The 13,814-nt window shown below is 55.8% G+C and carries 9 protein-coding genes; 7 read left to right on the plus strand and 2 right to left on the minus strand.

Annotated elements, in window-relative coordinates; genetic code table 11:
* Positions 1 to 16 precede the first annotated feature (16 nt).
* Together Q0816_RS07535 and Q0816_RS07540 are read left to right on the plus strand one after the other, a co-directional pair.
* Positions 17 to 853 carry a 3-methyl-2-oxobutanoate hydroxymethyltransferase gene (locus tag Q0816_RS07535; protein ID WP_298849126.1) on the plus strand — a complete coding sequence of 279 codons (837 nt, stop codon included), beginning with the start codon at positions 17 to 19 and terminating at the stop codon, positions 851 to 853.
* A 98-nt stretch (positions 854 to 951) separates the two neighbouring features.
* Positions 952 to 1,983: a sterol desaturase family protein gene (locus tag Q0816_RS07540; protein WP_298849127.1), complete on the plus strand. Its 1,032-nt coding sequence runs from the start codon at positions 952 to 954 to the stop codon at positions 1,981 to 1,983.
* A 116-nt stretch (positions 1,984 to 2,099) separates the two neighbouring features.
* Here Q0816_RS07540 and Q0816_RS07545 read toward each other — a convergent pair whose 3' ends face one another.
* Both Q0816_RS07545 and Q0816_RS07550 read right to left on the minus strand, forming a co-directional pair.
* Complete coding sequence (locus Q0816_RS07545) at positions 2,100 to 3,236, minus strand: NADH:flavin oxidoreductase/NADH oxidase (RefSeq protein WP_298849128.1); 1,137 nt, start codon at positions 3,234 to 3,236, stop codon at positions 2,100 to 2,102.
* Positions 3,237 to 3,453: 217 nt separating this feature from the next.
* Positions 3,454 to 3,906, minus strand: a complete 453-nt coding sequence (locus tag Q0816_RS07550; RefSeq protein ID WP_298849129.1) for an Lrp/AsnC family transcriptional regulator — start codon at positions 3,904 to 3,906, stop codon at positions 3,454 to 3,456.
* 115 nt (positions 3,907 to 4,021) lie between these two features.
* Between Q0816_RS07550 and Q0816_RS07555 the strand changes: the two genes are divergently transcribed.
* The 5 genes from Q0816_RS07555 to Q0816_RS07575 all read left to right on the plus strand — a co-directional run bounded on the left by Q0816_RS07555 (position 4,022) and on the right by Q0816_RS07575 (position 13,806).
* Positions 4,022 to 5,221 carry a methionine gamma-lyase gene (locus tag Q0816_RS07555; RefSeq protein WP_298849130.1) on the plus strand — a complete coding sequence of 400 codons (1,200 nt, stop codon included), beginning with the start codon at positions 4,022 to 4,024 and terminating at the stop codon, positions 5,219 to 5,221.
* Positions 5,222 to 5,235: 14 nt separating this feature from the next.
* Entirely contained in the window at positions 5,236 to 7,617 is a 2,382-nt protein-coding gene (locus Q0816_RS07560; protein ID WP_298849131.1) for a 1-deoxy-D-xylulose-5-phosphate synthase N-terminal domain-containing protein, read from the plus strand.
* A 390-nt stretch (positions 7,618 to 8,007) separates the two neighbouring features.
* Positions 8,008 to 9,969: a DEAD/DEAH box helicase gene (locus tag Q0816_RS07565; RefSeq protein ID WP_298849132.1), complete on the plus strand. Its 1,962-nt coding sequence runs from the start codon at positions 8,008 to 8,010 to the stop codon at positions 9,967 to 9,969.
* Between the two features lie 241 nt (positions 9,970 to 10,210).
* On the plus strand, positions 10,211 to 12,268 hold the full coding sequence (locus tag Q0816_RS07570; protein ID WP_298849133.1) for an adenylate/guanylate cyclase domain-containing protein: 2,058 nt from the start codon (positions 10,211 to 10,213) through the stop codon (positions 12,266 to 12,268).
* Positions 12,269 to 12,789: 521 nt separating this feature from the next.
* A complete protein-coding gene (locus Q0816_RS07575) occupies positions 12,790 to 13,806 on the plus strand; it encodes a 2-oxoglutarate and iron-dependent oxygenase domain-containing protein (protein ID WP_298849134.1) in 1,017 nt (338 codons plus the stop codon).
* Positions 13,807 to 13,814 lie beyond the last annotated feature (8 nt).

Below are 13,814 nucleotides of genomic sequence, written 5' to 3' on the forward strand. Positions count from 1 at the left end.
TCAAAAGGCGGCTGTCATGAAACGGATCTATACCTATGGCGGGTATCCCGCGACGCGCAACCTGACGGTTGCAGATATCAAAGCGGGCAAAGGCAAGCGCAAATTTGTCCAGACTACCGCCGTGAACCGGATCGAGGCAGCCGCCGCCGAAGCAACCGGGATCGACCATCTGTCGATTGTCGATCATGATCTTGTTGAAGTGCGTGCGGGTGCACCCAACACCTTTACCACTGCAGCGTTGATGGCCAGCGACTATGAAACCCAAAAGGATATCCTGCGCGCAGGTATTCGCGCTGCGGCTGCAGGGGCCGATGCAGTCTATACTCTGCGCAGTTTCAAGGCAGTTGAACTGTTGGCTGATGAAGGGCTGGCCGTGCAGGGCCATCTGGGACTGGTGCCGCGTCTGTCCACCCAGATTGGGGGGCTACGCGCCTATGGCCGCACAGCGGATGAGGCGATGCAGCTGGCCGACGATCTGCGTCGTCTGGAGGAAGCCGGTGCCTATGCCGTCGAACTGGAATGCGTCGCGGATGAGGCGATTGCCGAGATCAGTCCGCGCACCGGGTTGATCACTCATTCCATCGGATCGGGCGGGGCTGCGGACGTCATCTTCCTGTTTCAGGATGATGCCTGCGGCGACACTGTTGATCCGCCGCGCCATGCCAAGGCTTTTGCCGACATGGCCAGCGCCCGTGTCCAGTTGGAGGCTGAACGTATGAAAGGACTGACTGCATATCGCGCCGCTGTGCTAAATGGCAGTTATCCCTATGCCGCCACCAGCATCTCCATGAAGCCGGGTGAGCAGGACAAGCTGCGCGAGGCGTTGGATAAGCGCCGCCCGTTCCACGAATAGGTCAATTCATGTATTGTCGGCTGTCACGCAAGTATCCCTATGAGCCGCCTCCGGCTCGCTCCTGAAACAGGTAACTCCATTTCAGGAAAGGAAAATCCGTGACGATTGCAGAAACAATCCCTCAGGACACCACTAAGACCCGCCCCGAACCCGAGCCGATGAGCCACGAATGGCACTGGCATCCGGAGTTGCCGGTGAAATATGCCCCATACTGGAACTGGCCACCGAACTTCAGCGTGTTTGGGAAATGGGTCTGGCAGAACTGGCTGCAATTCTCGGACCGCTCGATCTTTCTGGTGTTGGCCTTTCTGGTTGCCTTCTGGATGCAACCTGTCGTGGCCGAGCAGGCCACGTTTGCCCTTGGCTGGATGTCATGGGTATTCATCCGCACCTGGGTGTTGCTGCTGATCGTGGCCGGTGGCCTTCATTTGTGGTTCTACGGGGTCGATGGGCAGGGCAAGCTGTTGAAATACGACCCGCGGCCTTATATGAAGCGCAAGAATGCGCTGTTTAAGTTCGGCTATCAGACCTGGGATAACATTTATTACTCCATGGTCTTTGGCGCGACGTTCCTGTCGCTGTTGGAGTGTTTTCTGCGTTGGATGTACGCCAACGACTACATCGGCACGCTAAGCTTTGCGGCGCATCCGATCTGGTTTGTCGCGCTGTTCCCGATCTTGGCATTGTGGCAGAGCTTTCATTTCTACGTCGTGCATCTATTCCTGCATCAGCCCTTTATCTACAAACACGTACATGCGGTTCACCATCGCAACGTGAACACCGGCCCGTGGTCGGGCATGTCGATGCATCCGGTGGAATCCTTTGGTTACCTGAGCGCGATCCTGATCGTTCTGATCCTGCCCAGCAACCCGGTCCACATGTTGTTTCTGGGTTACTGGCTGATGCTGGGCGCGGCCTCATCTCATTCCGGATATGAAGCGATCTGGGCAAAAGACCGTCAGGCCCTGCTGCTAGGTGCCTTTTTCCATCAGTTGCATCACCGTTATTATGAATGCAATTACGGCAATGCGGAAATGCCCTGGGACAAGTGGTTCGGCACCTATCACGACGGCTCGGAAGAGGCCACCAAGCGAACCCGCAACCGCAAACGTGAGATGCACGCCAAATAGAGCGGTATGCAACACGTAAGGTGCGCCAAAGGTCTGCAGAATGCTCAGTTCTGGTGGCTCAAGTCACGTCGCTATGCCCGCGAGAAAGTCGCTGGCATAGTCGCTTTTTCAGATGTTCATCTCAACCCGAGTTTGCTGAGTAGCCGATCTCGTTTCATCAACCACCATCCGGCCTCGATGGGCCAAAACTCGTGATTTGACCCCATCTCCAGATGCTGTGCAGCGCGTAGCGGCCAGTTCGGATCATCCAACAATTCTCGTGCCAATGCGACCATATCCGCCTTGCCCGAGGCCAGCAGATTTTCGCAAAACGCAGCATCCCAGAGGAACCCGACGGCCATTGTGGCAATTTCTGCGTCACGACGAATCTCGGCGGCGAACTCGGTCTGAAAACCTTCTGAAATCTTCATCCGGCGAGGGCGATCCTTGCCACCAACCCCACCGGATGAGCAATCAATCAGGTCGACGCCTTCCGCCCTGAGCATCCGGGCGATCTCGACGGTGTCCTGGATTTCCAATCCTCCGTCAATCCAATCGGTCGCAGACAGACGAAAGGAAAGCGGATAGCGCTCGGGCCAGTGAGCACGGATGGACCTGGCCACCTCGACGGCGAACCTTGCGCGGCTTTCAGATGAACCGCCCCATTGATCTGTTCGAACATTCGACAGAGGTGAGAGAAACTGATGAACTAAAAAACCATGAGCGGCATACACTTCGATGATCTTGAAGCCTGCCTCTGCAGCGCGCTGGGCAGCAGAGCCAAATGCTTGGATAACTCGATTAATGTCCGCTTCCGACATCTCGGCAGGCGTGGGCCAACCGGCGGCATACGGAAGGGCTGACGGTCCGAAAACGGGCCACGGCGCCTCATCGCGCTCGGTCTCATCTTCCGCGTCAACAGGAGTTTCCCCGTGCCATGGTCTACGTTCAGACGCCTTTCGGCCCGCGTGGCTCAGTTGGATTCCGGGCACTGCGCCTTCCTGTTCCAGAAAGGCAGCGATCGGTCTCAATCGGTCAGCTTGGGCATCGTTCCACAAGCCCAGATCCCCATGCGTGCGGCGTCCACTCCTTTCAACGGCTGTCGCCTCGGCATAAACCAACGCGGCACCGCCCATAGCGAACCGCCCAAGATGAACCATATGCCAATCGTTCGCAAAACCACCCTTGGCCCGATACTGACTCATCGGAGAGACCGCGATGCGGTTCTTGAATGTCACCCCTCTTAGAGTGAGACGCGAAAACATGGTGGTCATAGAAATCAGAATCCTGCATTGCGCGTTCAGCAAGGCCTAGCAAGACCACGCTCTTCGGTGAAGTGGAATGCGAAAGCATCACACCTGGGAGAAGCTGAAGTCGGCTTAAAATGCCTGCGATTTAGCCATTGTCACGAAAATGTGTCTGTTTTCCCGACCAAAGCATGCTTCAGGTGTGTTTCGTTATCGCGGACTCCGTCGAACTCGAAGCTTTCCATCAGGGCGGAAAAACTGCTGTCTTCTTTACCGTGCCATAGACAAAGCTGGTATCGATCGAGGCTATCCCACCGATCGGATGAATTCGGTGACGAATGAATTCCTCGTATGCCTCGAGATCCGATACCAATACCCGCAACTGGTAGTCCATCGCCCCGGTCAGAACGTGGCATTCAAGGACTTCGTCGATCATCCGAACGCGCTTTTCAAAGTTCTGCACGTCCGTTTCATTATGCCGCTCCAACCGGATACGCACGAACACCGTAATGGCTATCCCATATGCGGCTGCGTCTACGTTAGCGCTGTAACCCTTTATGATTCCGCTGGCTTCGAGGTTCTTGACCCGGCGCAAACACGGTGACGGAGACAGATTCACCTCATCGGCGAGGTCCTGGTTCGTCATGCGCCCGTCCCGCTGCAGCGCACGGATAATTTTCCTGTCCTTAGCGTCCATTGCGCCCCCTGAATTGGCATAAACTGCCAATATTATCACTACATTTGATATATTTCGCAACCTATAGCTCAAGATTTAGGTGCAAACTGGCTTCAACTTGAATCAGGAGCTTGTAATGACTCGTTCAACCGGATTTGCCACGCGCGCCATTCACCATGCTTATGACCCTCTGGAAAATGACGGCGCTCTGACTCCTCCGCTACATTTGACGTCCACGTTTTCCTTTGAGACGGCCGAAGCGGGCGGCGAGATGTTCGCAGGTGCGCGCGCGGGTCATATTTACAGTCGCATTTCAAACCCCACATGCGACCTGCTGGAACAGCGTATTGCCGTGCTTGAAGGTGCCGAAGCTGGACTGGCCCTTTCCAGCGGAATGGGTGCGATTACCTCTGTACTATGGACCCTTCTATCGCCGGGTGACGAAGTTATCGTCGACAAAACGCTCTATGGCTGCACCTTCGCCTTCATGCGTCACGGTCTGGCAAAATGGGGCGTCACGATTACCCATGTCGATATGACAGACCCTGAGAACCTGAAAGCAGCAATTTCCGAGAATACCCGCGTTGTCTATTTCGAAACTCCGGCCAACCCGAACATGCGCTTGGTGGACATCTCCGCCAACGCGGACATCGCACATAAGGTTGGCGCACAGGTCGTCGTCGACAACACCTATGCCAGCCCGTATCTGACTCGCCCAATCGAGCATGGGGCGGATATCGTCCTGCATTCTGCTACCAAATACCTTGGCGGGCATGGCGATGTGGTTGCCGGTCTGGTTGTCGGAACCGCCGAGCAGATTGCCGAAATCCGTCTTGTCGGGATGAAGGACATGACCGGCGCGGTGATGGCACCTTTCAACGCGATGCTGATCCTGCGGGGACTGAAAACGCTAAACCTGCGTCTGGATCGCCACTGTGCGTCCGCCAAGGTCGTGGCCGACTTCCTCGAAGCGCACCCCGCCGTCGGTGAGGTTTATTTCCCCGGACTTGAGAGTTTCGCACAGCGTGATGTCGCGCAGCGGCAGATGTCCCAACCTGGTGCCATGATTGCGTTTGAAATCAAGTCCGGCCTGACCGGTGGGATCGCTTTCATGAATCACCTGAACATGATTCAACGCGCAGTGTCCTTGGGTGATGCCGAAACACTGATCCAGCATCCGGCTTCCATGACCCATTCGACATATACTTCGGAAGAGCGGGCCGAGCATGGGATCAGCGATGGCCTGATCCGCCTGTCGGTCGGGTTGGAAGATGTCGAAGATATCCTTGCAGACCTCGAGCAAGCTCTGCCCTATCCCGCTCGTAGCGCCGCCTGAACCCGGAGACCACCATGCCCATTGATCCCATCCAGCTGAAGATCGTTGAACAGCGTCTGCTGTGGTTGTCGCATTGGATGATCCATCATGCCAACCATATCCGGCCAAAGGTGGATGGGATCAAGATCGGCGGCCACCAGGCGTCGTCTGCGTCAATGGTTTCGATCATGACCGCTCTCTATTTTTCAGCCCTGCGCCCCGAAGACAGGGTTGCGGTCAAACCCCATGCCTCGCCAGTTTTTCATGCGATGCAATATCTGATGGGCAATCAGACACGCGAAAAGATGAAGAACTTCCGCGGATTTGGCGGCGTGCAAAGCTATCCCAGCCGGACCAAGGATATCGACGATGTTGATTTCTCGACCGGTTCGGTGGGGCTGGGTGTGGCAATTACCTCGTTTGCCTCGATCATTCAGGATTACATCAAAGCCAAAGGCTGGGGGTCGGACGCACCCATGGGCCGGATGGTGGCGCTTGTAGGCGATGCCGAACTGGACGAAGGCAACGTATACGAGGCCTTGCAGGAAGGCTGGAAGAACGATCTTCGCAATACGTGGTGGATCATCGACTACAACCGCCAGTCACTGGACGGGATCGTACGAGAGGGGTTGTTCGAGCGGATCGAGAAGATCTTCGATGCCTTCGGCTGGGACGTCCTGCGCGTGAAGCACGGCGTCCAGCAGCGCGCCGCCTTTGAAGAGCCAGGCGGCGATCGCCTGCGCGATTGGATCGATGCGTGCCCCAACCAGGACTACTCGGCCCTGACGTTCATGGGAGGCGCAGTCTGGCGCCAGCGCCTCATGGATGATCTGGGCGATCAGGGGGATGTCACCGCTCTGATCGAACGGCGCTCGAATGCCGAGCTGGCTGCCTTGATGGAAAACCTTGGCGGCAACTGCGTCGAAACCATGGCCGAGACTTTCGCCGCCATAGATCATGATCGCCCCACATGTTTTCTGGCCTACACAGTTAAGGGGTGGGGTACGCCCATAGCGGGCCATAAGGACAATCACGGCGGGCTGATGAATAACAGCCAATTCGCAGAATGGCAGTCGCATATGGGGGTGGCAGAAGGCGAGGAATGGGAATTGTTTGCGACAGTGCAAGACCCAGACGCGTTCAAGGATTTTTTGGCGGGCACGCCTTTCTTTGCCAAGGGTCCACGCCGCTATTTTGATGACAAGCTGAATGTTCCGACTATCGCGATCGAAACCAGCCGCGAAATCTCGACCCAGATGGCGCTTGGCAAGATCCTTGACAATCTGTCAAAAGGCGAAAGCCAATTGGCCGAACGCATCGTGACGACCTCGCCAGACGTGACAGGCACGACAAGCCTTGGTGCTTGGGTGAACAGGCGCAAGTTGTTCGCCCGATCTGAACAAGCCGACGTCTTCATTGAACACCGCATTCCATCGACTGCGAAATGGGAGTTCACGCCGGAAGGACAGCATATCGAGCTTGGCATCGCCGAGATGAACCTGATGTTGTTGTTGGGCGCTGCGGGTTTGTCGCACTCCTTGTTCGGCAAGCGATTGATCCCGATTGGCACCGTGTATGACCCCTTTGTCAGTCGCGGTCTCGATGCGCTGAACTACGCCTGCTATCAGGATGCTCGTTTCATGTTGGTTGGCACTCCGTCAGGCGTCACACTGGCACCTGAAGGTGGGGCGCATCAATCTGTTGGCACACCGCTGATCGGGATGAGCCAGGACGGGCTGGCCGCTTTCGAGCCCGCCTTTGCTGACGAACTGGCAGTGATCATGGAGTGGGCCTTTGACTACCTGCAGCGCGTTGGCGAAGGACAGCCCGACGAGCGCACATGGCTGCGCGATGAAACTGGAGGGTCTGTCTACCTGCGCCTGACCACCAACCCGATTGAACAGCCCGGCAAACGCGTGGACGACGAGTTCCGCCAAGGTGCCATTGATGGGGCCTATTGGTTACGAAAACCCGGGCCCAATTGCGAAGTTGTAGTCGCCTATCAAGGAGCAGTTGCGCCGGAGGCAATCAAGGCTGCCGGTATGATTGGTGAAGGCCGTCGTGACATAGGTGTTTTGGCCGTGACTTCGGCCGATCGGCTAAATGCCGGGTGGACAGCCGCGCAACGAGCGCGTTCGCGTGGTAATCAGGCAGCACGGTCGCACATTGAAACTCTGATGTCCGGTCTTCCATCACACTGCAAGTTGGTCACCGTTATCGATGGCCATCCGGCGACACTTTCCTGGCTGGGGGCCGTACTTGGACATCAGACCATTCCGATGGGGGTCGAGCATTTTGGTCAGACCGGAACGATCAGTGACCTTTATTGCCACCACCGCATTGATTCAGAGGCCATCCTGGAAAAAGTGAATGGGCTGACCCAAGGCAGGACCCTTCTTGGTGTAAAAGCGGATTGAGTTTGAGGTTGCAAAGTTAAGAATGAACCTGGCTCAGGACCTTTTCGATCTGCGACGCATCGGCGAGGGCCGCGCCACCGAAGGGATTGACCAGAAAGTGCACGCCCGATGTTGAGAAATCGACGTCTATTCTCGGGTATCTACGTCAAATATGTCGAACTCAAGGACCGTGTGGAGATAGGATTGAACCTGTCTGGTCTGATCGGTTGGAGCAGGCTTCTGTCCTGCCGGAGTGTTCCTATAGTGGGAAACTTTTCAGCGACAGTGTCGGTATTCCTGTCTATACATTGGGAATGACACCCGGTATGGGGCTGTCTTTACCTTTGGATGATGTGCTGATTGCAATACCGCACTGCCCATATCACCTGGCCGATACAAAGAACCACCACCGTGAAACAAACCATTGCAGATGCGCTTGCGCGCAAGGGCTATGATACTTTGACCCAAGTACAGCGTGCCGTTACCCAGCCCGAGCTGGAAGGGCGTGACATGCTGGTATCGGCCCAGACCGGATCAGGAAAAACCATTGGGTTTGGTTTGGCGGTGGCGCACAGAGTGCTGGGCGAGGAGGAAACCTTCGGGGCGTCGGGTGCGCCGTTAGCGTTGGTTGTTGCGCCGACGCGCGAGTTGGCTCTGCAGGTGAAGCGTGAACTTGGCTGGTTGTATGCCGGGGCAGGCGCGTTTCTGGCCTCATGCGTGGGCGGCATGGACATCCGGGACGAGCGTCGTGCGTTGGCGAGAGGTGCTCATATCGTTGTGGCCACCCCTGGGCGGCTGCGTGACCATATCATGCGGGGTTCAATTGATTTGACGGCCATCCGTGCCGTTGTTCTGGATGAAGCCGATGAAATGCTGGATCTGGGATTCCGCGAGGATCTTGAATTCATCCTTGATGAAACACCTGCCGAACGTCAGACACTGTTGTTTTCCGCCACGGTGCCCCGCGCCATTGCCAATCTGGCCACGCGGTATCAGCGCGACGCGGAACGTGTGAGCACCGTCAGCGAAAAGACCCAGCACGCGGATATCGAGTATCGCGCCATGACAGTGGGCCCCCGTGATGGTGAAAACGCGATTATCAATGTTTTGCGGTATTACGAGGCCCCGAACGCCATTGTTTTCTGCAACACACGCGCAATGGTTTCGCGTCTGACCGCGCGGTTGTCGAACCGAGGATTTTCGGTTGTGGCCCTTTCTGGCGAATTGACCCAGAGCGAACGATCCAACGCGTTGCAGGCCATGCGCGATGGGCGGGCCCGGGTTTGCGTGGCAACCGATGTCGCGGCCCGTGGGATCGACCTGCCCAACCTTGATCTGGTGGTCCATGCCGAGTTGCCAAACAGCCATGAAACCCTGTTGCACCGGTCTGGGCGTACGGGTCGCGCAGGTCGCAAGGGCGTCAGCGCGTTGGTCGTCGAGCCCTCATCGCGAAAAAAGGCAGAGCGCATTCTGAAATTCGCCAAGCTGACGGCTGAATGGGGAACGGCCCCTTCGGCTGATGAGGTGAACGAGCGCGATCAGGTGCGAATGTTCGCGTCGGAGGACTGGCAGGCTGAAGTCACGGAAAGCGAAGGCCCGTCAGTTGAGAAACTGATGGCGAGTTTTACTCCGGAGCAGATCGCGGCGGCTTACCTTCGGCAATACAAACTGCGCCATTCCGCCCCGGAAGAGCTGGCATCTGTCGATCAGCGCGGCCCAAAACCACGTGCTGCTTTTGGTCCCAGCGTCTGGTTCTCTATATCCGAGGGACGCAATCAAAACGCGTCTCCACGTCATATGCTGCCGATGATATGCAAGGCAGGCGATCTCACGAAGGACGACATCGGTGCCATCCGGATTGCTGATGACGTTACCTATGTCGAAATCCGAGAAAGCAGCGTCGACGGTTTTCTGACCGCCATCGGTTCAGACATGAAAATCGAAGGGTCCAAGGAACTTGTGCAATTGGACAAAGCGCCAGACCTGTCGTCAACCGGACGACCGGAGTTAAATCGCAAGTTTAAAGGCAAGCCGCCAGGATATAAAAAGGATGCTGCTTCGGCTGAGCGGAAAGCGCCACGGCGCCAACCCAAGCCCGAGGCTCAGTCCGAAAAACCTGCGTATGCGACCGAACCCCACCTAACCTCAAACGACGATTCAAAAAGTAAGTTCAAAGCAACGGGTGCAAAACCGAAAACCCGCAAAACTCGCAGCGTTGCGGAAAAGAGCGCGCATTTCAAATCTGCCGGAGATGCCCCAAAAGGCCCGCCGCCGCCAAAGGGCAAGCCGAGCAGCAAGAAAAACCGTGCACGTACTGCGGCGGCAAAATCTGCAAAAGGTGGCAACGCTGTCCCCAAACGCCGGAAAACCTAGCCACCGGTCTATTGATTTGCGACTTGGTCAAAGCCTGTGCTCTGGGCTGCGGCAAACGGCTATCTGCCTGAGGTGCTCTCTCTCTCTCGGATGAGGCAGCAAATTACCCCGAATTCCTGACAGGGAATACACGAGAGCCTAACAGTTGCGTGATTTTTCAGGTTTGGAGCAAAGTAAGCTTTGCTCTTCTTGCCATCTCAATTGAATACTGTGGAACAGGACATTCTTTTGTGGAGTTTTCATGCGGTTCAGCGTCGGCATTGCTGTATCTATGCTGGTCGCCCTTTCGATAGGCGTGTCGACGTTTGTTGTTCATTCGCTGTGGTGGACAACAGCGCGTGACAACAGCCGAATGCTTGCAGCTGAGATCAACAGCCAGATCGCAAACGCCGTCCGTATTGAGGTGGGCGTAACCCTCAGATCGGCCGAGGCTGCGTGGTCTGCGGTGCGGACGATCTTTGTACAGAATGTCATCGCAACGCGACAGGCTGATAAGCGAGAATTCGTCTTTCTGTCACAATTGCTGGCGCAACCAAATATTTCCTGGATATTCTTCGGTTGGCCGGATGGAAATTTCTTTGCATCGCACCGACTGGGTGACAGCGGGCTTGAGATGATTGAAATCGACAAGGAAATTCGCGACCGCGAGTTACGGACCGATCGGTACATCTTTATTCCCGGGGATATCCAGTTCGAAGAACGGAGCTTTGCCAAGACATCTTACGACCCGCGTGAACATGCCTGGTTTGGTAATTTCATGACTCTGGACTCTAAGGGGTGGATCGAAGCGCGCGATCTGCCGGGCAGTAACAAGACCGTCTATGCGTTTGCGGGTCCGATCGATGTTAGCCGGGCGCGGCAGGGTGTTCTGGCGGTGGCAATCGAAACCGACCGGTTGTCGCGCTTTCTGGCGACGCTTGAGCCCGGTGAATTCGGCGCTGCCTTTATTCTGGACGCAGATGGCAACGTAATAGCCGTTCCCGATGCGGAAGCGGACGAAGTTACGCCCGCGCGAATGGGTGAAGGAGATCTATACGAGGTTGCCAAGATTTCGGGTGAAAAGCTGTTAGGTGGTCCGGACGCCAAGACTTCGGGCAGTTCGAGCAAACGCGTGGTCATCGATGGGGTGCCCTATGCAGTTGCCCTTACGCCCTTGGGTTTTTACGGCTGGCGTGTCGCAACGGTCATTCCAGAATCGGCCTTCTTGTCAGGCATCGATGAAACCTTGATAGACCTGATCTATATTCTGATCGGAGTTGTGATCGTCGCCACCGCTCTGGCGATCTGGCTGATCCGTAGAATTGTAGCAAATCCACTTGCGCGCATCGCTGAAGACCTGAGCAAAATCGAACGTTTTGATGTTGAACACATTCCACGCAGGCCTTCAAACCTGTCTGAGCTGGCCAATCTGTCCGCCGCCACTGCAAGTATGGCAGCGGGATTGTCTGCGTTCCGAAAATACGTACCAACCGATCTTGTGCAGATGCTGGTTGCCGAGGGTATCAAAACGCAGCCAGGTGGCGACATGAAGCAGATATCCGTGTTGTTCTGTGACGTGACCGGATTTACCGGATTGTCGGAAAAACTTGGCCCCAAAATTATCCAATTGATGGAGCCTTTTTTCACCGCAGCAGCAGCAGCCGTTGCCCGCCATGACGGCACAATCGATAAATTCATGGGTGACGCGGTCATGGCGATCTGGGGGGCACCTCGTACGGATGCCTCCCATGCCGAGAATGCTTGTCGCGCGGCATTGGACCTTGCAGCCACCGTAGAAGAGGCCGGCATTGAGGACGAGGCTGGCAATCCACTGCGTGTCAGGATCGGGTTGAACAGTGGAGAAGCTCTGGTCGGAAATATCGGATCAGAGCAACGGTTGAACTACACCGCTATTGGCGATGTTGTGAATGTTGCCAGCCGTTTGGAAGGGGCCAATAAGGATTACGGCACGCTCATTCTGATTGGTCCCGAGACGAGGCGTGAAGCGGCGGACGCAATTGTCGTGCGTGAGTTGGACACGCTTACGGTTTTTGGGCGGGCCGAAGAGTTGGTGGTCTATGAGCTGATCGCGATGGCGGATAGTTTTGATGGATTATCTGCTTGGATTGAAACCTACGAAAAGGGTCTTGCGCATTATCGAGCGGGGCAGTTCGAGAAGGCCATAGCTGCCTTTGAGTCTGCTGATAACGAGCGGGGTGGAGACCCTGTGTCGGGCGCCATGAAATCGCGAGCAATGAATCTGCTGGCCAACCCCCCGTCACAAGATTGGCGCGCGGTGACACATACAGACAAGAAATAAGTGCGTGGGCTTCGAGATTTGAGACTCGGTTGCCCTGATGCGTTTCACTACCGATCATCCGTTGCCAGCGCCAATCCAAGGCCTGATCCGAAAAAAGGATGCCTTTCAGCTTGTGGCGAATCCGTCCTAACCTGGCAATAACCGGGCGTACCGAGTGAGCGCAGGCTGACCACAAAAGATTACCAAAAAGAATTACAGCAACGTAGATCAGCGCATCATTCGGGCCGGGTATGGCGACTAGGATTGCAGTTGCACCGATCAACGCAAATGCAAGGCCATGGTCCATGTTTAATTCCTGTTTGGAACCACGTTTAGCACTTTTCGTCTGAATGTCGGATACGTTGGTCTCGACGTTCTCCAGCTCGATTGGCCGGGTTCCAAAGCTTCTGCGCATAAACAATACTCGTATTGCCAGGCGGCTACTTCTGCCGTCCGAAAGGCTTTCACGCCCGATGAAAAAGGTCGGAGGCCTTTATCTTTCAGCACGACTTGTGGCAATGCTCTGCACCGGAGGATAGGTGATGGAAACACTTAGCATAAAAAAACGAAATGCATCGCGCCTGTTGGCGGGGGTTGTGCAAATGGCACCGTTTACAAAGGTTCCGGTGATCAATATCGCCGCGCTGAAAGATGGCGACCCTGTTTCCAAGCAACGCGTTGCTGATGCCATCTGGACCGCCTGCACGCAAGTAGGGTTCTTTTATGTTTCGGACCACGGCCTTGACCCAGATATTCGGGCAGGGGCCTTTACCGCTGCCCAACGGTTTTTCGATTTACCCGATGTAGAGAAGCGTAAGGTTTCGATCCGCAATTCTCCGCTTCTGCGTGGCTATGGTGGGTTGCTGGAGGAAAATACCAACCCAGACAACCACGGTGATCTGCATGAGCATTTTGACCTGGCGCTGGATCTGGGTCCAGACGACCCTGACACTGCGGCGGGCACATATGGGTGTGGGCCAAATCAATGGCCCGAGTTGGACAATTTCCGGGAACCGGTGATGGCCTATCATCGCGAAATGCTACGCCTGAGCGAGACGCTTTTTTGTGGATTCGCCCTGTCTCTGGGTCTGCCGGAAGACTATTTTGCAGCACATATCACGAAACCTATCGCCGAGCTGCGTCTGGCGCATTATCCGCCTCAAACGCCGATCCATGACCCGGAAAAGATCATGGGTATCGGTGCGCATTCCGACTACGACGCTTTCACAATTGTTGCCACGGATGACGTGCCCGCGCTTGAGGTGCAGAATACGGCTGATCAATGGATCCCCGTGCCCCCCATTTCGGATACATTTGTGGTGAATGTCGGTGATCTGCTGCAGCGTTGGACGAACGATCTGTACCGCTCGACTTTTCATCGGGTCGTCAATCGTACCGGTCTGGAGCGATACTCGCTGCCGTTTTTTGCCAGCACCAATCCACTGACGGAACTGGGTGTGTTGGACAACTGCCAGTCCGAAGCGCGCCCGCCACGATATGCTCCGATCAGCGCGGTTGAATATATCGGTACACTGATGCGCGAATCCTACGGGATTTAGAAGCTCGG

Source organism: uncultured Ruegeria sp., from assembly GCF_947497005.1.
Classification (GTDB): Bacteria; Pseudomonadota; Alphaproteobacteria; order Rhodobacterales; family Rhodobacteraceae; genus Ruegeria.

Coding starts and splice junctions, on each gene's coding strand:
- Q0816_RS07570 (WP_298849133.1), top strand. CDS start 10,211: ATGCGGTTCAGCGTCGGCATTGCTGTATCTATGCTGGTCGCCCTTTCG.
- Q0816_RS07545 (WP_298849128.1), bottom strand. CDS start 3,236: ATGACCACCATGTTTTCGCGTCTCACTCTAAGAGGGGTGACATTCAAG.
- Q0816_RS07535 (WP_298849126.1), top strand. CDS start 17: ATGAAACGGATCTATACCTATGGCGGGTATCCCGCGACGCGCAACCTG.
- Q0816_RS07575 (WP_298849134.1), top strand. CDS start 12,790: ATGGAAACACTTAGCATAAAAAAACGAAATGCATCGCGCCTGTTGGCG.
- Q0816_RS07550 (WP_298849129.1), bottom strand. CDS start 3,906: ATGGACGCTAAGGACAGGAAAATTATCCGTGCGCTGCAGCGGGACGGG.
- Q0816_RS07555 (WP_298849130.1), top strand. CDS start 4,022: ATGACTCGTTCAACCGGATTTGCCACGCGCGCCATTCACCATGCTTAT.
- Q0816_RS07560 (WP_298849131.1), top strand. CDS start 5,236: ATGCCCATTGATCCCATCCAGCTGAAGATCGTTGAACAGCGTCTGCTG.